Genomic DNA, 21,025 nt, shown 5'->3' on the forward strand with positions numbered 1-21,025 from the left:
ATGCGTCAGTCGAAGGTGATGGAGCGGACGACCTGGGCGCCCACGGCGGCGCCGATGGAGTCGGTGACGCTGCGGTCCACCGGGCGGTCCACGCGGAGCAGCATGATCGCGTCGGTGCCGTCCTTGGTCTGGCTGATCTGGGCGGCGACGATGTTGACGCCGGCCTCGCCGAGCAGGGTGCCGACGGTGCCCATCACGCCGGGGCGGTCCGGGTACTCCAGCAGCAGCATGTTGCCCTCGGCGCGCAGGTCGAAGTGCCGGCCGTTGACCTCGACGAGCTTCTCCACCTCGTCCAGACCGGACAGCGTGCCGGAGACGACCTGGGTGGAGCCGTCCGGCAGCACCGCGCGAACGGTGACCAGGCTGCGGTGGCTGGCGCTCTCCGGCTCCTTGGCCAGCTCGACGGTGACGCCGAGGTCCTCGGCCAGCCGGGGCGCGTTGACGAAGGTGACCTGGTCGTCCACCACGCCGGAGAACACGCCGCGCAGCGCGGCCAGCGGCAGCACGGTGACGTCCTCACTGGACAGTTCGCCGCGCACCTCCACGGTGACCGAGGACGGCGCCTTGGCGGCCAGCGCGGACACCACGATGCCGAGCTTGTGGGTGAGCGAGAGGAACGGCCGCACCTCGTCGCTGACCGCGCCGGTCTGCACGTTCACCGCGTCCGGCACGAACTCGCCACGCAGCGCGTGCAGCACCGAGCGGGCCACGTCGGTGCCGGCCCGGTCCTGCGCCTCCGCCGTTGACGCGCCGAGGTGCGGGGTGACCACCACGTTGGGCAGCTCGAACAGCGGGCTGTCGGTGCACGGCTCGGTGGCGAACACGTCGATGCCGGCGCCGCCGACCCGGCCGGAGCGCAGCGCCTCGGCGAGCGCGTCCTCGTCGATCAGCCCGCCGCGGGCGGCGTTGACGATCAGCACCCCCGGCTTGACCTTGGCGAGCTGGGCGGCGCCGATGATGCCCTTGGTCTCCGGGGTCTTGGGCAGGTGGATGGAGATGACGTCCGCGCGCTCCAGCAGCTCGTCCAGGGTGACCAGCTCGATGCCGAGCTGGGCGGCGCGGGCCGCGGACACGTACGGGTCGTAGGCGATGAGCGTGGTGCCGAACGCGCCCAGCCGGGCGGCGAAGAGCTGGCCGATCTTGCCCAGCCCGACCACGCCGACGGTCTTGCCGTGCAGCTCGACACCGGTGAACGCGCTGCGCTTCCACTCGCCGCCGCGCAGGCTGGCGTCCGCGGCGGCGACCCGGCGGGCCACCGCGAGCAGCAGCGCGACGGCGTGCTCGGCGGCGGAGACGATGTTCGACGTGGGCGCGTTGACCACCATGACGCCGCGCTCGGTGGCCGCGGGCACCTCGACGTTGTCCAGGCCGACGCCCGCCCTGGCCACGACCTTCAGGTTCTTGGCGGCGCCGAGTACCTCGGCGTCCACCCGGGTCGCCGAGCGCACCAGCAGGGCGTCGGCCTCGGCGACGGCGTCGAGCAGTGCGGGCCGGTCGGTACCGTCCACGTGGCGGACCTCGACCTCGTCCCCGAAGACCTCGACCGTGGACGGCGCGAGCTTCTCGGCGATCAGGACTACGGGTCGGCTGGAGTTGGTCACGCGCTGGCTCCCAAGACTCGTCGGGCTCGAAGGAGACGCGGGCCGCACGGCAGCCGTGACGCCCGGCTCGAGCACCCGTTCCGCGTCCCGGGATGCCGGACGCGGCGGAAAGCCGAGGGGTCGGGCGCGGCGACGCCGCCCGCGCCGACCGGCCACCTCACTGTGCCCGGACGCACGCAGTCTAGAGCCTGCCGCCCGGGGCGCCAGTCCCGGCCGAACCCCGCCCGGGGATGGCCGGCGGGGTCACCAGGGCTCGTCGAACTCGCCGTCCTTGGCTCCCTCGATGAAGGCCTCCCACTCGGACTCGGTGAACACCAGCACCGGACCGTCGGGCTGGGCGGAGTTGCGCATGGCGACGTAGGTGTTGCCGTCGGTGTGCTCCACGAAGGCCACCTCGACGTGCTCGCCCTCGCCCTCACCGGCCCGGATCCACTCGGCGTCGGTGAGGTCGAGGTGGTCCCGCACCTCGGCCTTGTCGTCGTAGACCGGTACCTGCTTGTTGCTCATCCAAGGTTTCCCTTCGCTTCGTCCCGGTGACTCCGGGTTACGTCGCGCTCACGGTATACCCGGCGCGCCCGGGGCTCAGCGTGGCCGCACGGGTGAAATCGGGTGGCCACCCGCGGGTGCCGCGCCGTCGCCGGGGAGCGGGGTCGCGGACGGGCGGGAGCCCGCGGCGCCGTTGCGGCGCCACGGGCTCCCGCGACGGTGGCCTGCGGGTTACTGCAGCGGGCGGCCCACCCAGGACATCAGGCCGCGCAGCCGCTTGCCGACCTCCTCGATCGGGTGCTGCTCACCCTCCTTCTGCAGCCTGGTGAAGTTCGGCCGGCCGTTCTCGTCCTCGGTCACCCACTCCTTGGCGAAGGAGCCGTCCTGGATCTCGCCGAGGATCCTGCGCATCGCCTCCTTGACCGCCGGCGTGATCACCCGTGGGCCGCGGGTGAGGTCGCCGTACTCGGCGGTGTCGGAGATCGAGTACCGCATGTTGGCGATGCCGCCCTCGTACATGAGGTCGACGATCAGCTTCAGCTCGTGGAGCACCTCGAAGTAGGCGATCTCCGGGGCGTAGCCGGCCTCGGTGAGCACCTCGAAACCGGTCTGCACCAGCGCGGACGCGCCGCCGCAGAGCACCGCCTGCTCACCGAACAGGTCGGTCTCGGTCTCCTCCTTGAAGGTGGTCTTGATGACCCCGGCGCGGGTGCCGCCGATGCCCTTGGCGTAGGAGAGGGCGAGCGCCTGGGCGTTGCCGCTGGCGTCCTGCTCCACCGCGATCAGGCAGGGCACGCCCTTGCCGTCCACGAACTGCCGGCGCACCAGGTGCCCGGGCCCCTTGGGGGCGACCATGGCGACGTCCACCGTGGACGGTGGCTGGATCAGGCCGTAGCGGATGTTGAAGCCGTGCCCGAAGAACAGCGCCTTGCCGGCGGCGAGGTTCGGCTCGATGTCCCTGGCGTAGATCTCCCGCTGCTTGGTGTCCGGCGCGAGGATCATGATGAGGTCCGCCTCGGCGGACGCCTCGGCCGGGGTGAGCACCCGCAGACCCTCCTCCTCGGCCCTGGCCCGCGACTTCGAGCCCTCCGGCAGTCCGATTCGGACGTCCACACCGGAGTCGCGCAGGCTCAGCGCGTGCGCGTGGCCCTGGCTGCCGTAGCCGATGACGGCAACCTTGCGGCCCTGCACGATGCCCAGGTCGGCATCGTCGTCGTAGAAGATCTCGGCACTCATATCCGTTCCGTACTTCCTTCCTGGGAGAAACCTGGGGTCAGCGCACCGCGGTGGCGGTGATGGAACGGGCGCCTCGGCCGATCGCCACCATCCCGGACTGCACCATCTCGCGGACACCGTACGGCTCCAGCATGCGCAGCAGCGCGTCGAGCTTGTCCGCCGTGCCGGTGGCCTCGATGGTGACCGCCTCCGGCGACACGTCCACCACCTTGGCCCGGAACAGCTGCACCGTTTCCAACACCTGGCTACGCACCGTAGCGTCCGCCCGCACCTTGACCAGCAACAGCTCCCGCTGCACCGAGGCGGACGGGTCCAGCTCCACGATCTTGATCACGTTGACCAGCTTGTTGAGCTGCTTGGTCACCTGCTCCAGGGGCAGCTCGTCGACCGAGACGACGATGGTCATCCGGGAGATCTCCGGATGCTCGGTCGGCCCCACCGCCAGCGACTCGATGTTGAAGCCGCGCCGCGAGAACAACCCGGACACCCTGGCCAGCACGCCGGGCACGTTCTCCACCAGCACGCTCAACGTATGCCTGCTCATCGTTCACTCGCTTCCGTCGTGAACAGCTCGTCCTCGTCGAACTGCGGGCGGATGCCCCGGGCGGCCATGATGTCGTCGTTGCTGGCGCCGGCCGCCACCATCGGCCACACCTGGGCGTCCTTGCCGACCACGAAGTCAATGACCACCGGCCGGTCGTTGATCTCCATGGCCTCCTTGACGACCCGGTCCACGTCCTCCCTGGACTCGCAGCGCAGCCCCACGCAGCCCAGCGCCTGGGCGAGCTGGACGAAGTCGGGGATGCGGTGCTTGTGCGTGCCCAGGTCGGTGTGCGAGTAGCGCTCCTCGTAGAAGAGGTTCTGCCACTGCCGGACCATGCCCAGGTTGCCATTGTTGATCACGGCGACCTTGATCGGCAGCCGCTCGATCGCGCAGGTGGCCAGCTCCTGGTTGGTCATCTGGAAACAGCCGTCCCCGTCGATCGCCCAGACCGGCTTGTCCGGCTGGCCGGCCTTGGCGCCCATCGCGGCCGGCACGGCGAAGCCCATCGTGCCCAGCCCGCCGGAGTTGATCCACGTCCTCGGGTGCTCGTAGCGGATGAACTGGGCGGCCCACATCTGGTGCTGGCCGACGCCCGCGGTGTAGAGGGCGTCCGGGCCGACCAGCGCGCCGATCCGCTCGATCACGTACTGCGGGGAGAGCGTGCCGTCCTCCGGCCACTCGTAGCCCAGCGGGAACGCCTCCCGCCACGAGTTCAGCGTCTTCCACCAGCCGTCCAGGTCGGGCTCGTTGCCGGCCTCCCGCTCGGCGCGCACCGCGTCGACCAGCTCGGCGATGATCTCCCGGCAGTCCCCCACGATCGGCACGTCGGCCTTGCGGTTCTTGGAGATCTCCGCCGGGTCGATGTCGGCGTGCACCACCGCGGCGTCCGGCGCGAAGGTGGACAGCTTGCCGGTGACCCGGTCGTCGAACCGGGCGCCCAGGGCGATGAGCAGGTCGGACTTCTGCATGGCGGTGACCGCGGCGACCGAGCCGTGCATGCCCGGCATGCCCAGGTGCTGCGGGTGCGAGTCGGGGAACGCGCCGCGCGCCATCAGCGTGGTGACCACCGGGATGCCGGTCAGCTCGGCCAGCGCGCGCAGCTCGTCCGAGGCGCTCGCCTTGATCACACCGCCGCCGACGTAGAGCACCGGGCGGCGGGCGCCGGCGATCAGCTTGGCGGCCTCGCGCACCTGCTTGCCGTGCGGCCGGGTGGTCGGCCGGTAACCGGGCAGCCGCAGTTCCGGCGGCCAGGAGAACGAGGTCACCGCCTGCTGGACGTCCTTGGGCAGGTCCACCAGCACCGGGCCGGGCCGGCCGGTGGCGGCCAGGTGGAACGCCTCGGCGATCACCCTCGGGATCTCGTCCGGGTCGGTGACCAGGAAGTTGTGCTTGGTGATCGGCATGGTGATGCCGCAGATGTCGGCTTCCTGGAAGGCGTCGGTGCCGATCAGCGCCCGGGTCTGCTGGCCGGTGATGGCGACCACCGGCACCGAGTCCATGTACGCGTCGGCGAGCGGGGTGACCAGGTTGGTCGCGCCCGGCCCTGAGGTCGCCATGCACACCCCGACCCGGCCGGTGGCCTGCGCGTACCCGGTGGCGGCGTGGCCGGCGCCCTGCTCGTGCCGCACCAGCACGTGCCGCAGCGCGGTGGAGTCGAGCAGGGCGTCGTAGGCGGGCATGATCGTGCCGCCCGGGATGCCGAACACGACGCTGCAGCCGGCCGCCTCGAGCGAGCGGACGAGCGCCTGCGCGCCGGTGACGCGCACCGGAGCACTACTGGGCGCCACCGGCTTGGGACGGTTGGCCTGCGGCGGAGGTTTCGGGACCGGGTTGGATCGCGACGTCGCGCTGGTCATCTGTTTGCCCCAGTCTGGTCGAGTGGTAGGCGGGTCCGGACACGAAAAAACCCCCGTCGGCCGCCTTGGGCCGTACGAGGGTCGCGCGTCGACGCAGTCGCTCTCGCTAGGCGTCGACGCGCCCACTAAGTACGAGGACGAACTTGCGCTGCATGATGCCGACGGTAGTGCGATCGGCTCGGCCGCGTCAATTGTGCGGGACACCACTCCCGAAGCTTGGACTCGTCCGGGCGACGGCGGGTGCACCCACCCGGGTCTGTCTCCCCGCGCCCGGGCCGGCCGCACCGGACGTGGCGGGGATGCGACGATGGGGGCGTGGAAGCCGAGCCCGCCACCCCCGAGGAACCCACCGGCCGCCGGCAGCAGGAGGCCCCGGCCCCCGCCGAGGTGACCGAGCCGGCAGCGGCCACCGCCGAGGCGGACGAGTCGGCACCGGCCACACCGGGGAAGGCGGAGGAGCAGGGGCGCGAGGCGGCGGAGTCCGCGCCCGCCGACCGGCCGTACGCGGCGCCACCGGCCCCGGCGGCGGTGGTGTTCCGGGTCCCCACCACCGCGCTGCTCGCGGTGGCGTTGCTGGCGCTGTGCATGTCCCCGGTCGGGCTGGCCTCCCCGGCGCTACTGGTGATCTTCGTGGTCCCGGTCGCGCTCGCCGTGTGGCTGCTGCGCACCCGGACGCGGGCGGACGCCGAGGGGCTCACCGTGCGCACCCTGTTCGGCCGCAGGTTGATCCCGTGGTCCCGGGTGACCTCGCTGCGGCTCACCGAGAAGTCCGCGGTCCGCGCGGTGGTGGACGGCGACGGCGAGGTCACGCTGCCCGCCGTCCGGGTGCGGCACCTGCCGCTGCTGGCCGCGGTCAGCGGCGGACGGATCGCCGACCCCCGGCAGCCTCACCCGGGCGAGTGACCGCGCGGACCGGGTGCCGCGCCGGGGAAGTCGACCGGCGCGGGTCGCGGCGGGAGTAATCTCCGGACCACCGCATCCTCCCCCGGCGCCCTACCCCGGTGCCCCTCGTATGTCCCCGCCGGCCCGCCGGCGAGCAAGCCGATTTGGAGGAGCCGTGCCCGAGCTGCGCTCCCGGACCACCACCCACGGCCGCAACGCCGCCGGGGCCCGCGCCCTGTGGCGGGCCACCGGGATGAGCGACGACGACTTCGGCAAGCCGATCGTCGCGATCGCCAACTCCTACACCCAGTTCGTGCCCGGCCACGTGCACCTGCGCGACCTGGGCGAGCTGGTGGCCGGCGCGGTGCGCGAGGCCGGCGGGGTGCCGAGGGAGTTCCACACCATCGCGGTGGACGACGGCATCGCCATGGGTCACTCCGGGATGCTCTACTCACTGCCCTCCCGCGAGATCATCGCGGACTCGGTGGAGTACATGGTCAACGCGCACCAGGCGGACGCGCTGGTCTGCATCTCCAACTGCGACAAGATCACCCCGGGCATGCTGAACGCCGCGATGCGGCTGAACATCCCGACCGTGTTCGTCTCCGGCGGGCCGATGGAGGCCGGCAAGGCGGTGGTGGTGGACGGGGTGGCGCACGCGCCGACCGACCTGATCACCGCGATCTCCGCGTCGGCCAGCGACACCGTGGACGACGCCGGGCTGCTCACCGTCGAGCGGTCGGCGTGCCCGACCTGCGGCTCCTGCTCCGGGATGTTCACCGCGAACTCGATGAACTGCCTCACCGAGGCGCTCGGCCTGGCCCTGCCCGGCAACGGTTCCACGCTGGCCACCCACGCGGCGCGGCGAGACCTGTTCCTCCGCGCGGGCTCGCTCGTGGTCGAGCTGGCCAAGCGCTGGTACCGCGACGACGACGAGTCGGTGCTGCCCCGCTCGGTGGCGAACCGGAAGGCGTTCGAGAACGCCATGGCGCTGGACATGGCGATGGGCGGGTCCACCAACACCGTGCTGCACATTCTCGCCGCCGCCCGGGAGGGCGAGATCGGCTTCACGCTGGACGACATCGACGCGATCAGCCGGCGGGTGCCGTGCCTGTGCAAGGTGTCGCCGAACTCCGACTACCACATGGAGGACGTGCACCGGGCCGGCGGCATCCCGGCCATCCTCGGCGAGCTGGACCGGGCCGGGCTGTTGCACCGGGACGTGCACGCGGTGCACAGCCCCTCGCTCGCCGAGTGGCTGTCCACCTGGGACATTCGCGGCGCCGCTCCGGATCCGCGGGCGGTCGAGTTGTTCCACGCCGCGCCCGGCGGGGTGCGCACCACCGAGGCGTTCTCCACCGGCAACCGGTGGTCCTCGCTGGACACCGACGCGGAGTCCGGGTGCATCCGGGACGTGGCACACGCCTACACCGCGGACGGCGGGCTGGCCGTGCTGCGCGGCAACCTGGCCGAGGACGGCGCGGTGATCAAGACCGCGGGCATCCCCGAGGAACTGTGGCACTTCCAGGGCCCGGCCCGGGTGGTGGAGAGCCAGGAGCAGGCGGTGTCCGCGATCCTGAACAAGGAGATCCAGCCGGGTGACGTGCTGGTGGTCCGCTACGAGGGTCCGGCGGGCGGGCCGGGCATGCAGGAGATGCTGCACCCCACCGCGTTCCTCAAGGGCGCCGGGCTGGGAAAGGTGTGCGCGCTGATCACCGACGGCCGGTTCTCCGGCGGCTCGTCCGGCATCTCGGTCGGCCACATCTCTCCGGAGGCGGCCGACGGCGGCGCCATCGGGCTGGTGGAGGACGGCGACCAGGTCCTCATCGACGTGCCGTCGCGGCGGCTGCAACTGCTGGTCGACGACGAGGTGCTGGCCGAGCGGCGGGCCAAGATGGAGTCCAGCGAGCGGCCGTGGCAGCCGGTCGACCGGCAGCGCCCGGTGTCGGCCGCGCTGCGCGCCTACGCCCGGCTGGCCACCTCGGCCTCGTTCGGCGCGGTCCGCGACCCGAACCGCTGAGCACGAAAACCGGAGGCCCCGGCAGCGGGAAACGCCGCCGGGGCCTCCGGTTTCGCCGGCGCGGGTTCAGCCGAGCCGGAAGCCGCGGTAGCCGTGGAAGGCGAGGTAGACGCCGGCCGCCGCGGCGCCGGCGATGACCAGGAAGGTCCACGCGAAGGCCACCGGGTGCCGGTACCACACCCGCCCGTTGTCCAGGGACACCCGCCCGGGACCGGTGAACAGCAGACCGAACGCCAGGACACCGATGGCGGCCTCGAGTTCGAAACCGCCGGCGGTGGCGAAGAAACCGTGGCCCACCTTGAGTGCCGCGGCGTTCGCCATCACTCCGAGGATGGCCGCCGCCGCGACCGGAGTGAGCAGCCCGAACACCAGCAGCGCACCGCTGCCGAGTTCGACGCTTCCGGTCACCATGGTGAGAATCTTCGTGTTCTGGTAACCGTTCTGTTCAAGGAACCTGGCGAAACCGTCCGGCCCGGGCCCCTGGAAGGTGCCGAACAGGATCTGCGCCCCATGCGCCAGGAACGTGCCCGCGAGGAACAGCCGCATCACCAGCAATCCGAAGTCGGCGCCGCCGTGCCACCGGGTCCGGGGCCGCTCGTCGTCGCCGAACCTGCCCTCGGGTTCGGGAAGCGACGGCTCGTCCAGGCCGATCTCGCGCTCGTCGGCGGACCGGGACGGCACGTACGCCGTCTCGTCGGCGGCCCCGCCCTCCCGCCGCTTGCCGACGCTCAGCGGATCGGTGCGCTCATTCGGCACGCGGTCCTCCGGTCCGGTATCGAGGTGATGCGCTCCTCGTGTCCCCCCGCTCGTCGATCGGTCGGCCGCGAAATAGTCGCGACTCGACCAGTTAGTCGTCGTGCGGTCGTCATGAGTAGCCACGGCCAGGCAGGTTAGACGCCGCCGTGGGTCCACCGCGACCCCCGCGAGGAGAAAAGCAATACGACCCGGCCCTTTCCGGGCAGGGGAAACAACGCGCTGATCGATCAGTACTCCCCGTGCACAAGATTCTCCAGTTCGGCTCCCCGCGCGAACCGGGAGATCTGCTCGGCGGCGACCGCGTAGGCGCGCTCCCGCTGCCCGTGGCAGCTCGCCGCGACGTGCGGGGTGAGCAGCAGCCCGGGCGCGGACCACAGCGGGTGGCCGGCGGGCAGCGGCTCCGGATCGGTCACGTCCAGCGCGGCGCGCAACCGGCCGGCGCGCAACTCGGCCAGCAGCGCCTCCGTGTCCACCACGGGGCCGCGGGCCGCGTTCACCAGCACCGCACCGTCTGGCATCCGGGCCAGGAAGGCGGCGTCCGCCATGCCACGGGTGCGGCTGGTCAGCGGCACCGCCAGGATCACCGCGTCGTGCCGGCCGACCAGATCGGGCAGCGCGTCCTCGCCGTGCACCCCGTCCCGCGACGTGCGGCCGACCAGCGTCACCGACACGTCGAACGGCTCCAGCCGGCGGCGGATCCGCTCGCCGAGATCGCCGGCGCCGACGACCAGTACCCGCCTGCCGGACAGCGTGTCCGTGTAGTGGTAGTCCCACCGGCCCTCGCACTGGGCGTCGCGGAAGGCGGGCAGGTCGCGGTAGACGGCCAGTAGCACGGCCACCGCCCACTCGGCGGTGACCCCGCCGTGCGCGCCGCGGCAGGTGGACAGCGCCACGCCGTCCGGGAGCCGACCCACCCACGCCTCGGCGCCCGCGGAGAGCAACTGCACCAGCCGCAGCTTCGGCAGCGCGTCGACCAGCGCCAGCGCCTGGGAGCCGACCAGGAACGGCGGCACCAGCACCTCGGCCGCCGCGGCACCGTCCGGCAGCGGCTGGTCGATCCGGTAGCGCACCGGGCGCACTCCGTCCACCCGGGACAGCACCGCGGCACCAAGCTCGTCGGGCACGAGAACGGTGAGCGTCACGGCGGCACGGTAACCCGCATGCGGGCCTCGCCCGCCACCGGGCGGGCGACCCGGCCGGGCGGGCACGCCGGCCCTCGGGAGACCCGGCCGGGCGGGCAGGCCGGTGAGCGACGCGCCCGCCGGGCCGCTCACCGGCGGTTCACGGCGGGCTGCCTAGCCTGGGTCACCGTGCCAGGTCCGCGCCGCCCGTCCCGCGTGCTGATGGCCGGGGCGCTCGCCGCCGGTGTCGCCCTCGGCGGATGTGCCAGCTTCCCGGACGCCGCGCCGCCGCAGGCCTGGCAGGCCCAGCCGCAGCTCACCGCGCGGCCGGGGCCGCAGCCGCAGATTCCCGGCGAGGGCGGCGAGGGCGGCGGCAGCAGCGGAAACCCGCCGGCGCCGTCGCGCGGCCCGACCCAGGTTCCGCCGCCCAACGGCTGCCAGGACTTCCACGCCGAGGTGGTGGGGACCTGCCTGAACACCGTCTCCGCGGTGGCCGTGCTGCCGGACGGAAACACCGGGCTGGTGGCCGAGCGCACCACCGGCCGGGTGCTGCGGGTGGCCAGGCACACCGACCCGGTGGTGGTGGCCACCATCCCGGTGGACGCCTCGGGCGGCGGTGGGCTCACCGGGCTGTCGCTGTCCCCCACCTACGAGGAGGACCAACTGGTCTTCGCCTACGTGACCACGCCCGCGGACAACCGGGTGGTCCGGTTCGCACCGGGGGACGCGCCGAAGCCGGTGCTCACCGGCATCCCGCGCGGCGCGACCGACAACGCGGGCGCGCTGACCGTGGACCGCAGGGGCGCGCTGCTGGTGGCCACCGGCGACGCCGGCAACCCGGCGGCCGCGGCCAACCCGGGCACGCTGGCCGGGAAGGTGCTGCGGATCGACGGCACCGGCCACCCGGCGCCCGGCAACCCCACGATCGGTTCCCCGGTGGTGGCCAGCGGCCTGCACGCGCCGCAGGGCATCTGCACCTCGGCGGACGGGACCCGGTCCTGGGTGACCGACCGGGCGCCGGACGAGGACGTGCTCTACCGCCTGGCGCTCGGCCAGCCGCTGGACGTGCCGGCGTGGACCTGGCCGGACCGGCCGGGAGTGGCCGGCTGCGCGTCGTTCTCCGACTCGGTGGTGGTGGCCACCGAGCAGGGCGCGGCGGCGCAGGCGTTGCTGCTGAACCGGGACGGCTCGTTCAACGGCAAGCCGGTGGTCGCCGAGCAGAACACCTTCGGCCGGCTGTTCGGCATGGACACCATCGGCGACCAGAAGGCGTGGGTGGGCACCGTCAACAGGTCCGGTGGGCAGCCGGTGTCCAGCGACGACCGGGTGTTCGAACTGCTGCGTCCCTCACCCGTCGCCGGCGGCAAGGACTGACGACGGGCTCAGGACGCGGCCGGCTCGGCGGGGGCGTTGCTGGCGAGCAGGTCGAGGAGCCCGGGGAAGCGGGCCTCCAGGTCGGCCCGGCGGAGCCGGGTCATCCGGCTGTTGCCCCGGTCCACCTGCCTGATTAGCCCGGCCTCGCGAAGCACGCGGAAGTGGTGGGTGCGGGTGGACTTCGACACGGGCAGGCCGAAGGAACTGCAGGTGCGCTCGGTGCCGTCGGGTTCGCGGACCAGCGTCGCCACCACCCGGTAGCGCATCGGGTCGGCCAGGGCGTGCAGCACGGCCGGCAGGTTGATCTCCTCGCGGTTCGGGTGACCGTCCGCGTCAGGCATCTCGGCGGACCTCCCCGGCAGGCACGACCACGCAGGTTCAACAAACATCATACCTGCGACGCCGACCCGAGCGGGCGGATCGGCCGCGGGCCGGGCCGGCGAGCATCGTCGGCGCGCCGGCCCCGCCCCGGCCGATCCCTCCGCGGGTCAGCTGCAGCGTTCGATGACCAGTTCGCGGACGCGCTTGGCGTCGGCCTGACCCCTGGTCGCCTTCATCACCGCGCCGACGATCGCGCCGGCCGCCTGCACCTTGCCGCCGCGGATCTTCTCGGCCACGTCCGGCTGCGCGGCCAGCGCCTCGTCCACCGCGGCGAGCAGCGCCGAGTCGTCGGAGACCACCCGCAGGCCGCGGGCGGCGACCACCTCGTCCGGCTCGCCCTCGCCGGCCAGCACGCCGTCCACCACCTGGCGGGCCAGCTTGTTGGTCAGCGCGCCCTCGGCGACCAGCGCGATCACCCTGGCGACCTGCTTCGGCGTGATCGGCAGGTCGGCGATCTCCACGCCGCGCGCGTTGGCCTGCTGGGCGAGGTAGGACACCCACCAGCCGCGGGCCTCGTCCGGGCTGGCCCCGGCCTCCACGGTCTCCGCGACCAGTTCCAGCGCACCGGCGTTGACCAGGTCGCGCAGCTCCGCATCGGACAGGCCCCACTCCTCCTGGGCCCGCTTGCGGCGCTCCCAGGGCAACTCGGGCAGGGTCGCGGACAGTTCCTTGACCCATTCCCGGGACGGGGCCAGCGGCACCAGGTCGGGCTCCGGGAAGTACCGGTAGTCCTCGGAGGTCTCCTTGCGGCGGCCGGCCGCGGTGCTGCCGGTGGACTCGTCGAAGTGCCGGGTCTCCTGCACCACGCTGCCGCCGCCGGTGAGCACCGCGGCCTGCCGGCACATCTCGTACCGGACCGCCCGCTCCACGCTGCGCAGCGAGTTGACGTTCTTCGTCTCGGTGCGAGTGCCGAACTCCGCGGTGCCCTTCGGCTTCAGCGACACGTTGGCGTCGCAGCGCAGCGAGCCCTGGTCCATCCGCACGTCCGAGACGTCCAGGGCGCGCAGCAGGTCCCGCAGGGCGGTGACGTAGGCGCGGGCCACCTCGGGTGCCCGCTCGCCGGCACCCTCGACCGGCTTGGTGACGATCTCGATCAGCGGCACCCCGGCGCGGTTGTAGTCCAGCAGCGAGTGCTCCGCGCCATGGATGCGCCCGCCTGAGCCGCCGACGTGCAGCGACTTGCCGGTGTCCTCCTCCATGTGGGCCCGCTCGATGCCGACCCGGAACACCTCGCCGTCGTCCAGCACCACGTCCAGGTGGCCGTTGAACGCGATCGGCTCGTCGTACTGCGAGGTCTGGAAGTTCTTCGGCATGTCAGGGTAGAAGTAGTTCTTCCGAGCGAACCGGCACCACTCGGCGATCTCGCAGTTCAGCGCCAGGCCGATGCGGATGGCCGACTCCACGGCCTTGCGGTTCACCACCGGCAGCGACCCGGGCAGGCCCAGGCAGGTGGGACACACCTGGGTGTTCGGCTCGGCGCCGAAGGCGGTCGGGCAGCCGCAGAACATCTTCGTGTTGGTGTTCAGCTCGACGTGCACCTCGAGCCCGAGCACCGGGTCGAACCGTTCCACGACCTCGGCGTAGTCCATCAGTTCCGCGACGGCAGTCACTTCTCCTCCCCCCCGCGCACGCTGCGCACGGCGAGCGCGGCGCCGGTGATCACCGCGAGAATGTTCAGCACCGCGTTGGCCAGCGCGAGCCGGTCCTTCTCCCGCCGGGCCTCGCGCACGTCGGACACCGCGTTCACCGCGGCGAACGCCGAGGTGGCGAGGCTGAACAGCAGGCGGAGCTTGGCGAAGGACGTCATCGTGCGGTCACCTCCAGGTCGGGCACGCGGTGGATCAGCGGGCCGCCCTCGGCGTCGTCCCTGGCCGCCTGGTAGGCGGCGGCCACCCGGTACATCCGGTGATCTTCCATGGCCGGGGCCATCACCTGCAGCCCCACCGGCAGGCCGTCGTCCTCGGACAGCCCGCACGGCACGCTCAGCGCGGCGTTGCCGGCCAGGTTGGCCGGGATGGTGCACAGGTCGGCCAGGTACATCGCCATCGGGTCGTCCACCCGCTCGCCGATCCGGAACGCCGTGGTCGGCGTGGTCGGCGCGACCAGCACGTCGACCCGGTCGAACGCGGCTTCGAAGTCCCGCACGATCAGGGTACGCACCTTCTGCGCCTGGCCGTAGTACGCGTCGTAGTAGCCGGCGGACAGCGCGTAGGTGCCGAGCATGATGCGCCGCTTCACCTCCGGCCCGAAGCCGGCCTCCCGGGTCAGCGACATGACCTCCTCGGCGCTGTGCCCGTTCTCCCGGCTGCGCAGCCCGTAGCGCATGCCGTCGAACCGGGCCAGGTTGGACGAGCACTCGCTGGGCGCGATCAGGTAGTAGGCCGGCAGCGCGTAGTCGAAGTGCGGGCAGGACACCTCGACCACCTCGGCGCCCAGCCTGCCGAGCTGCTCGACGGCCCGCTGGAACGCGGCGAGCACCCCGGGTTGGTAGCCCTCGCCGGAGAACTCGCGCACCACGCCGACGCGCACCCCGGTCAGGTCGCCGGAGGCGCCCTCGCGGGCCGCGGCCACCACCGGCGGCACCGGGGCGTCGATCGAGGTGGAGTCCAGCGGGTCGTGGCCGCCGATCACCTCGTGCAGCAGGGCCGCGTCCAGCACGGTGCGGGCGCACGGGCCGCCCTGGTCCAGCGAGGAGGAGAAGGCGACCAGCCCGTACCGGGACACCCCGCCGTAGGTCGGCTTGACCCCGACCGTGCCGGTGACCGCGCCGGGCTGCCGGATCGAGCCGCCGGTGTCGGTGCCGATGGCCAGCGGCGCCTCGAACGCCGCCAGCGACGCCGACGAGCCGCCGCCCGAGCCGCCGGGGATGCGGTCCAGGTCCCACGGGTTGCGGGTGGGGCCGTAGGCGGAGTTCTCCGTGGACGAGCCCATGGCGAACTCGTCCATGTTGGTCTTGCCCAGGATGACGATGCCGGCCTCGCGCAGCCGGCGGGTGACCGTGGCGTCGTACGGCGGGATCCAGCCCGCCAGCATCTTCGAGCCGCAGGTGGTGGGCATGTCGCTGGTGGTGAACACGTCCTTGAGCGCCAGCGGCACCCCGGCCAGCGGCGACGCGGGGGGCTCACCGGCGGCGAGGGCCTCGTCCACCCGGCGTGCCGCCTCCAGCGCGCCGTCGGTATCGACGTGCAGGAACGCGTGCACCGTCCCGTCCACCTGCTCGATCCGGCCCAGGTGGGCCTGGGTCACCTCGACGGAGGTGATCTCGCGCGCGTGGATCTTCTCGGCCAGCTCGGCCGCGGTCAGCCTGGTGAGGTCGCTGCTCATTGCTCCTCCCCCAGGATGCGCGGGACGCGGAACCTGCCCTCCTCGGCCGCGGGTGCGCCGGCCAGCGCCTGGTCCCGGGTCAGCCCGGGGCGCACCTGGTCGTCGCGGAAGACGTTGGTCAGCGGCACGGCGTGCGAGGTCGGCGGGATGTCCTCGGCGGCCACCTCGCCCACCTTGGCCACGGCCTGCAGGATCTGGTCGAGCTGGCCGGCGAACACGTCGAGCTCGTCCTCGGTGACGGCCAGCCGGGCCAGCCGGGCGAGGTGCGCGACCTCGTCGCGGGAGATATTGGGCACTCGGGACCCCCGAAGGTGTTTGCTTGTGGTGGGACCCGGCGAGTCTATGGCGGGGCCGCTGGACTGCCCGAACGGGTTGTCCGAGGGGCGGCGGACCCGGCAGGCGATTTTACCGTCTCGAAACGCGGACGGAGGATCGGCCGCCGATGCTGGGTCTGCGACAATCGGCGGCCGGCGAGGCGCGGGGCCGATGCTCCCGCGCCCTCGACACGCGCGGGCGGCGAGGTACCGCGCACGAGGCAGGAGGCGTGCACCTTGTCCTTCCTGATCCGGGTTCAGCTCCCGGACCGTCCCGGCACGCTCGGCGCGGTGGCCACCGCGCTCGGCGAGATCGGGGCCGACATCCTCAGTGTGGACGTGGTGGAACGGGGCAGCGGCACGGCGGTGGACGACCTGGTCGTCGAGCTGCCGAATGGCAGACTGCCGGACGCGTTGATCACCGCCTCGGAGTCCGTCGAGGGTGTCGAGGTGGACGCGGTCCGACCCTACGCCGGGGTGCTGGACACCCATCGTGAGCTGGAACTGGTCGAGGAGATCGCCGCCGAACCGGCGCGCGGCATCGCGGTGTTCGCCGAGGGCGTGCCGAAGATCATCCGCGCTGGCTGGGCGATGGTGGTGACCGACGACGGCGCCGGGATCCGCCGGCTCGCGGCGAGCAGCGCCGCCCCGGAGACCAGCGCGGTCGAGCTGCCCTGCCTGCCGTTGCACCGGGCGACCGTGCTGGATGGCGAGGAGGACTGGGTGCCGCAGACCTGGCGGCAGCTCGGCACCGAACTGGCCGCCACCCCGCTGGGCAAGCCGGACCGGGTGCTGCTGGTCGGCCGTCCCGGTGGCCCGATGTTCCGCGCCGCGGAGGTGGCCCGGCTGGCCCACCTCGCCGGGATCGTCGCGGTCGTGCTGGCGGACGCGCAGAACGGCACCACCGTGCCCGCCGACGACACCGTCTGAGCACCCTCTCCGCACCCGGCGGCCCCGGTCGGGCCGAGACGCGCGGCTCCCTCCTCCCGGCCGGCGCGGTCGCGCCGGGTCACCGGGCGAGCACGGCGACCGTATGCCCTGGTTCGTCCAGCCACACGGTGTGCGAGCCGTCCGAGGTGACCGTCAACCCGAACCGGCCCCATGCCGGCTCCCCCCAATCCCGCCACCGCCGGTGGGCATCCTCCACGATCGACCACAGTCGTCGGGGGCCGCCTTCGGTGACCTGATGCTGGCCGTCGTCGGCGACCAGGCTGATCTCGGCCCAGGAACCGTCCGGGGTGGCAATCCAGGTCGACCTCGGCCCGTCCGGCGAGCATCCGGCATACCCGTAGGAGATGCCGGGACCGAGGCCGAAGGACGCCAGGAACCACACGACGAGCGACGTCCACGGCGTGCGGGGGTCGACCGCCGTGATGCGGTGCTCGGCGTGGTGGTGGTCGCGGTCGACACGGCCGGCGGCCGGGTTGCCGCCAGGCTGCTGGCGCAGGTCCAGGAACGCCGCGTAGGTGGGGTCGAAATGTCCTTCGGCCCGGTCGGAGTCGATGCGGGTGAGCCGGACCAGGCTGCCGGCGCCGAGGGCGGGTTTGAGGTCGGTGAGGATAACCCCGCCGGGCGGGACCTGCTCCACCCACGTCCACGGAACGCGCGGCACGGCGCAGGTGGCGATGATCCGGTCGAATGGCGCGTGCTCCGGCAGCCCGGCGGCGCCGTCACCCGCGACCAGGGTGGGGTGGTGACCCAGGACGGCGAGCCGCTGGCGGGCGAGTTCGACCAGCTCCGGTTCGACGTCGACGGAGAACACGTGTTCGTCGCCGAGCCGGTGGGCCAGCAGGGCGGCGTTGTAGCCGGTGCCGGTGCCGATCTCCAACACCCGCATTCCCGCACGGACGTCGAGGGCTTCCAGCATCCGCGTCATCAGGCTCGGCTGGGTTGAAGAGGACAGCACCGTCGTGCCCGTCGGCCCGTCGGCGAGCGCGGTGATCAGCACGGTATTCGAGTAGACCTCCGCAAGGCCCTCGGCGGTGCCGCTGGAGATCCGCCACCACGACCCGTCGGCGTTCTGCCGGTGATAGCTGGGAACGAGATGGTGCCGGGGCACCGCGCGGATCGCGTCCCGCCAGCGCGGGTCGGTGAGCTTGCCGGCCCGTTCCAGGTCGTCGGCCAGCCGCCGGGCGTGCGCCCGCCAGTCCTGCGCCATGGTGGTGGTCACGGGCGGGCTCCTTCGGCGAGTAGGTCGGCGAGTGCGGCGGTGATCGGTGCCCCGGTCTGGGCTTCCAACCACCCATACTGGCCGGAGCTGTTGGATTCCAGGAAGAACCATTGCCCGTCCGCGTCGATGGCGAAGTCCACGGCGGCGTAGGCGAGGCCGAGCGCATTCATGTAGCTCCGTAGCCCCTTCGCCACCTCCGGTGGTGTGTCGACCAGCGCGTAGCGCAGTGCGGGGAAGTCTGCCCGCCAATCCACCTTTGCCTTGGCCGAGTCGGTACGGATGGTGATGGTGAACATCCGCTCGCCGATCACGATCACGCGGGCCTCGTGGGTCTTGTCCACCCACCGCTGCACCTGCGTGGCGGTCGAGGCGGCGCCGGACATGCCAGGGAGGTCGGCTGACCGCAGGCAATGAGTGAAGGCGACTTTCAGCTCACCACCTTCCGTGATCGTGTTCGGCCCGAACGACTTGCACACCACATCTCCCTGGTCCGCGGCGAAGCGGACGAGTGCCTCGGGCGAATTGGTGACGAGGGTCGGCTGAACATTCAGCCCGCAGGAATGGGCGGTGGCGAGCTGTAACGGCTTGAAGATCGCGTCGGCGGCGCGGTTGGGGTGGTTGACCCATAGCACCGGCATCGCGGCCAGTACCCCGCCGAACCCGAGCCTAGCCTCGCGGTGGGCGTAGGCGCGCTCGACCTCGGTCAGCTCGGCGGGGAAACGGAATGCGGCTGGATCGCGGTACCAAATGGAGCGGACCGCCTCCAATTCGACGCTGCGGTACTTGGTGCGCAGTTCGCCGGCCCAGCGGCCGACGGCCGGGTCGAAGTGCGCGTCGAGCACGAGCTGGCCGGGGAACCAGCTCGTGTCGGCGCGGAACACCGGGACCCCTCGCTCGGTCAGCTCGCACACCACCGCGTCCACGGGGGCATCAGCTTCCTGGGCGAAGATCACCACGGTGTCGGAATTCATTTCTCTTCCCAACCCCAGTTCTCCTCCGGGCCCTCGTCGCCGTCGGTGGAGGACTTGGACTCCCACTCCTTGCCCATCGTTTCGATCAACGGCCGCCCCTCGCCGTCGACGGCCACCTGCCGGTCGGGGCAGTAGCGGAACTGACGGGTCACCGGAGTAGGCACTGGCTGAGCGAACCGCAATGCCAACGGCCTGGTAGGCGCCGGACCAGGATGGTCGGCGACGACCGCTTGGCGGACCAGGTAACGCAGGCTCGCCGAGGACAACGGATTGTTGCTCAGCACCGCATCGCCGCCGGGATCGAGGGCGACGCCCATTGAGATGGTCACTGGTTTTCTCCTATACACGGACGGGTGAACCGTCGGCGGAACCGCCGTGGTGAGCCGTCAACGGCTGGTACTGGCGGAAGGCCGCGGGCGCTGCCGCTGTACCGGGACACCGCCGACGCTAGGGATCGGCCCGAAGGCGCAACAGGTCTTCCTGCCAGGCGCGCACGGCGGTTGCGCATTCGGCAAACCCCCTTGACATCGTGACCAGATGACTACGCTGAGAAACCACAGCATCTGGCATCGAAGTCGGGATGGTGAATTCACGGTGCGGGAGTGGTCACCAGCGCTATGGCAGGCCGCCGACCGCGGCGACCACGCCGCCGTGCTTCGGCTGGCCCGCACCGAGTTGGGCTGGACCCAGGACGAACTCGGCAGGCGGTTCGGCGCCTCCGGCTCAACGATCTCCCGTCTGGAAACCAAGCACCGCCCGCTGCGCGACATCGCCACTCTGCGCCGCTTGGCCTCCATCCTGGGACTGCCGGTGGAGGCATTTGGCTTGACCGGCCACGGCGACACGGCCGCCCAATCCTCCCGGACGACGGCGGAAACAGGACATAGGGTGGGCCGGGTCACGGTCCGACGCGCGGAGGAGGACGACCCGGTGCGCCGACGCGCGTTCCTCCAACTCGCCACCCTCACCGGTAGCGGACTCGCCGTGCCCAACACGACGACTGCCGTCGCGGCCGATGTCGACCCTGCCGCGTTGCTCGCCAGCAAGCTTGGTGACGTACTGCTCGGCTCGGCACAGTCCGGCGAGCCGGCACCGATCGGCGTGCTGGCCGAGGCCCTGACCACGGCCCGGCGGGAATTCGCCGCGTGCCACTACCTCCCCCTCGCGTCCCGACTGCCGGCACTGATCACCGCCGCCGAAGTCACTGCCAGCCACCGGGTCGACCCGAGCGTCCAGCAGGTGCTCGCCGAGTCCTACAACCTGGCCACCCGCGCGCTGATCAAGCTGGAAGCATCCGGGCTGGAATGGATCTCGGCCGACCGTGCCCTGCACGCCGCCCGCACCGCCGAGGACCCGCTGACCCTCGCCGAGGCGCAGCGGCTGGTCGCCTCGGTCGCCCGCCGCGCCGGACACCATGCCCGTGCCCAGGAGTTGACCCTGGCCGCCGCGGCCCATCTGGATATCACCGGTCAGCACCCGGTACCGGGTCATCTGGCCATGTACGGCACGCTGCACCTGTCCGCGGCCTACGCCGCCGCCCGTGCCGGCGACCGGGACCGCGCCGGCGACCTGCTTACCGAGGCCGAGGCCACCGCCGAGCGGTTGGCCGCCGACCCCAATCGGCAGCGTGCCCTGGTCGCGAATCTGGTCAGCCACAAGGTGTCGGCGGCCTACGTGCTCGGCGACGCCGGCACCGCGCTTGCGCACGCGTACAGCCTGCCGCTGGCGACGATTCCCACCACCGAACGCCGCGCCCGGCTCCTGGTCGACGCCGCGCAGGCGTGGGCGCGGTGGGACAAACCAGACCGCGCCTACGCCACCCTGCTGGAGGCCGAGCGGACCGCCCCGGGCGAAGTCCGCACCCGCAACGCCGTGCGCCGCCTGGTCACCGACCTCCTGGACTCACCCAGACAAGCCGCCATGCCCGGCCTGCCCGCGCTGGCCCACCGGGTGCACGCTCTCGCCTGATCGCCGCGGGCCCACAGGTAC

20 protein-coding genes are annotated in these 21,025 nt (G+C 72.3%); 5 read left to right on the forward strand and 15 right to left on the reverse strand.

Annotation, left to right across the window (positions count from 1 at the left end; all coding sequences use genetic code 11):
* Positions 1-5: 5 nt before the first annotated feature.
* The 5 genes from serA to FFT21_RS17150 form a co-directional block, all read right to left on the reverse strand.
* A complete protein-coding gene (gene serA, locus FFT21_RS17130; RefSeq protein ID WP_137814893.1) occupies positions 6-1,601 on the reverse strand; it encodes a phosphoglycerate dehydrogenase in 1,596 nt (531 codons plus the stop codon).
* A 243-nt stretch (positions 1,602-1,844) separates the two neighbouring features.
* Positions 1,845-2,108: a DUF397 domain-containing protein gene (locus FFT21_RS17135; RefSeq protein ID WP_137814894.1), complete on the reverse strand. Its 264-nt coding sequence runs from the start codon at positions 2,106-2,108 to the stop codon at positions 1,845-1,847.
* 210 nt (positions 2,109-2,318) lie between these two features.
* Positions 2,319-3,323: a ketol-acid reductoisomerase gene (ilvC, locus tag FFT21_RS17140; RefSeq protein WP_137814895.1), complete on the reverse strand. Its 1,005-nt coding sequence runs from the start codon at positions 3,321-3,323 to the stop codon at positions 2,319-2,321.
* Positions 3,324-3,360: 37 nt separating this feature from the next.
* A complete protein-coding gene (ilvN, locus tag FFT21_RS17145; protein WP_137814896.1) occupies positions 3,361-3,867 on the reverse strand; it encodes an acetolactate synthase small subunit in 507 nt (168 codons plus the stop codon).
* On the reverse strand, positions 3,864-5,723 hold the full coding sequence (locus tag FFT21_RS17150; RefSeq protein WP_137814897.1) for an acetolactate synthase large subunit: 1,860 nt from the start codon (positions 5,721-5,723) through the stop codon (positions 3,864-3,866). Before FFT21_RS17150 ends, ilvN begins: the two co-directional genes overlap by 4 nt.
* Before the next feature lie 315 nt (positions 5,724-6,038).
* Between FFT21_RS17150 and FFT21_RS29820 the strand changes: the two genes are divergently transcribed.
* Complete coding sequence (locus FFT21_RS29820) at positions 6,039-6,626, forward strand: PH domain-containing protein (protein WP_225978488.1); 588 nt, start codon at positions 6,039-6,041, stop codon at positions 6,624-6,626.
* 154 nt (positions 6,627-6,780) lie between these two features.
* Positions 6,781-8,625: a dihydroxy-acid dehydratase gene (gene ilvD / locus FFT21_RS17160; protein ID WP_137814898.1), complete on the forward strand. Its 1,845-nt coding sequence runs from the start codon at positions 6,781-6,783 to the stop codon at positions 8,623-8,625.
* A 66-nt stretch (positions 8,626-8,691) separates the two neighbouring features.
* On the opposite strand, the gene FFT21_RS17165 is transcribed toward ilvD, so the two are convergent.
* Together FFT21_RS17165 and FFT21_RS17170 are read right to left on the reverse strand one after the other, a co-directional pair.
* On the reverse strand, positions 8,692-9,381 hold the full coding sequence (locus FFT21_RS17165) for a DoxX family protein (RefSeq protein WP_225978489.1): 690 nt from the start codon (positions 9,379-9,381) through the stop codon (positions 8,692-8,694).
* Between the two features lie 227 nt (positions 9,382-9,608).
* The gene (locus tag FFT21_RS17170; RefSeq protein WP_137814899.1) at positions 9,609-10,523 is read right to left on the reverse strand and encodes a 2-hydroxyacid dehydrogenase; all 915 of its coding nucleotides are present in this window, start codon (positions 10,521-10,523) and stop codon (positions 9,609-9,611) included.
* Between the two features lie 201 nt (positions 10,524-10,724).
* Between FFT21_RS17170 and FFT21_RS17175 the strand changes: the two genes are divergently transcribed.
* A complete protein-coding gene (locus tag FFT21_RS17175) occupies positions 10,725-11,876 on the forward strand; it encodes a PQQ-dependent sugar dehydrogenase (protein WP_137814952.1) in 1,152 nt (383 codons plus the stop codon).
* Between the two features lie 8 nt (positions 11,877-11,884).
* Here the strand turns inward: FFT21_RS17175 and FFT21_RS17180 are convergent, their stop codons facing one another.
* The 5 genes from FFT21_RS17180 to gatC form a co-directional block, all read right to left on the reverse strand.
* Positions 11,885-12,217, reverse strand: coding sequence for an ArsR/SmtB family transcription factor (locus tag FFT21_RS17180; protein WP_137814900.1), 333 nt, complete (start codon positions 12,215-12,217; stop codon positions 11,885-11,887).
* A gap of 147 nt (positions 12,218-12,364) precedes the next feature.
* A complete protein-coding gene (gatB, locus tag FFT21_RS17185; protein WP_137814901.1) occupies positions 12,365-13,867 on the reverse strand; it encodes an Asp-tRNA(Asn)/Glu-tRNA(Gln) amidotransferase subunit GatB in 1,503 nt (500 codons plus the stop codon).
* Positions 13,864-14,064 carry a hypothetical protein gene (locus FFT21_RS17190; protein ID WP_137814902.1) on the reverse strand — a complete coding sequence of 67 codons (201 nt, stop codon included), beginning with the start codon at positions 14,062-14,064 and terminating at the stop codon, positions 13,864-13,866. The genes gatB and FFT21_RS17190 overlap by 4 nt, the downstream gene beginning before the upstream one ends.
* Positions 14,061-15,581: an Asp-tRNA(Asn)/Glu-tRNA(Gln) amidotransferase subunit GatA gene (gene gatA, locus FFT21_RS17195; protein WP_137814903.1), complete on the reverse strand. Its 1,521-nt coding sequence runs from the start codon at positions 15,579-15,581 to the stop codon at positions 14,061-14,063. The genes FFT21_RS17190 and gatA overlap by 4 nt, the downstream gene beginning before the upstream one ends.
* Positions 15,578-15,877, reverse strand: a complete 300-nt coding sequence (gatC, locus tag FFT21_RS17200; protein ID WP_137814904.1) for an Asp-tRNA(Asn)/Glu-tRNA(Gln) amidotransferase subunit GatC — start codon at positions 15,875-15,877, stop codon at positions 15,578-15,580. Before gatC ends, gatA begins: the two co-directional genes overlap by 4 nt.
* A gap of 255 nt (positions 15,878-16,132) precedes the next feature.
* On the opposite strand from gatC, the gene FFT21_RS17205 reads away from it, so the two are divergent.
* Positions 16,133-16,825, forward strand: a complete 693-nt coding sequence (locus FFT21_RS17205; protein ID WP_137814905.1) for an ACT domain-containing protein — start codon at positions 16,133-16,135, stop codon at positions 16,823-16,825.
* Between the two features lie 79 nt (positions 16,826-16,904).
* Here the strand turns inward: FFT21_RS17205 and tgmC are convergent, their stop codons facing one another.
* Genes tgmC through tgmA form a run of 3 tightly spaced genes read right to left on the reverse strand, consistent with a single transcriptional unit; the run spans position 16,905 to position 19,365 of the window.
* A complete protein-coding gene (gene tgmC, locus FFT21_RS17210; protein WP_225978491.1) occupies positions 16,905-18,065 on the reverse strand; it encodes an ATP-grasp peptide maturase system methyltransferase in 1,161 nt (386 codons plus the stop codon).
* Positions 18,062-19,021 carry an ATP-grasp ribosomal peptide maturase gene (tgmB, locus tag FFT21_RS17215; RefSeq protein WP_264081648.1) on the reverse strand — a complete coding sequence of 320 codons (960 nt, stop codon included), beginning with the start codon at positions 19,019-19,021 and terminating at the stop codon, positions 18,062-18,064. The genes tgmC and tgmB overlap by 4 nt, the downstream gene beginning before the upstream one ends.
* Before the next feature lie 11 nt (positions 19,022-19,032).
* Positions 19,033-19,365 carry a putative ATP-grasp-modified RiPP gene (gene tgmA, locus FFT21_RS17220; RefSeq protein ID WP_225978492.1) on the reverse strand — a complete coding sequence of 111 codons (333 nt, stop codon included), beginning with the start codon at positions 19,363-19,365 and terminating at the stop codon, positions 19,033-19,035.
* A 265-nt stretch (positions 19,366-19,630) separates the two neighbouring features.
* On the opposite strand from tgmA, the gene FFT21_RS17225 reads away from it, so the two are divergent.
* Complete coding sequence (locus tag FFT21_RS17225) at positions 19,631-21,004, forward strand: helix-turn-helix domain-containing protein (RefSeq protein ID WP_225978493.1); 1,374 nt, start codon at positions 19,631-19,633, stop codon at positions 21,002-21,004.
* The last annotated feature ends 21 nt before the right edge of the window (positions 21,005-21,025 follow it).

Origin of the sequence: Gandjariella thermophila (assembly GCF_005405885.1) — a bacterium.
Lineage (GTDB): Bacteria > Actinomycetota > Actinomycetes > Mycobacteriales > Pseudonocardiaceae > Gandjariella > Gandjariella thermophila.

What these genes read in the sequence shown, in the direction of transcription:
- FFT21_RS17150 (WP_137814897.1), bottom strand. Translation starts at nt 5,723, where the DNA reads ATGACCAGCGCGACGTCGCGATCCAACCCGGTCCCGAAACCTCCGCCG.
- gatA (WP_137814903.1), bottom strand. Translation starts at nt 15,581, where the DNA reads ATGAGCAGCGACCTCACCAGGCTGACCGCGGCCGAGCTGGCCGAGAAG.
- FFT21_RS17180 (WP_137814900.1), bottom strand. Translation starts at nt 12,217, where the DNA reads ATGCCTGACGCGGACGGTCACCCGAACCGCGAGGAGATCAACCTGCCG.
- ilvC (WP_137814895.1), bottom strand. Translation starts at nt 3,323, where the DNA reads ATGAGTGCCGAGATCTTCTACGACGACGATGCCGACCTGGGCATCGTG.
- FFT21_RS17190 (WP_137814902.1), bottom strand. Translation starts at nt 14,064, where the DNA reads ATGACGTCCTTCGCCAAGCTCCGCCTGCTGTTCAGCCTCGCCACCTCG.
- FFT21_RS17135 (WP_137814894.1), bottom strand. Translation starts at nt 2,108, where the DNA reads ATGAGCAACAAGCAGGTACCGGTCTACGACGACAAGGCCGAGGTGCGG.
- FFT21_RS17175 (WP_137814952.1), top strand. Translation starts at nt 10,725, where the DNA reads ATGGCCGGGGCGCTCGCCGCCGGTGTCGCCCTCGGCGGATGTGCCAGC.
- ilvN (WP_137814896.1), bottom strand. Translation starts at nt 3,867, where the DNA reads ATGAGCAGGCATACGTTGAGCGTGCTGGTGGAGAACGTGCCCGGCGTG.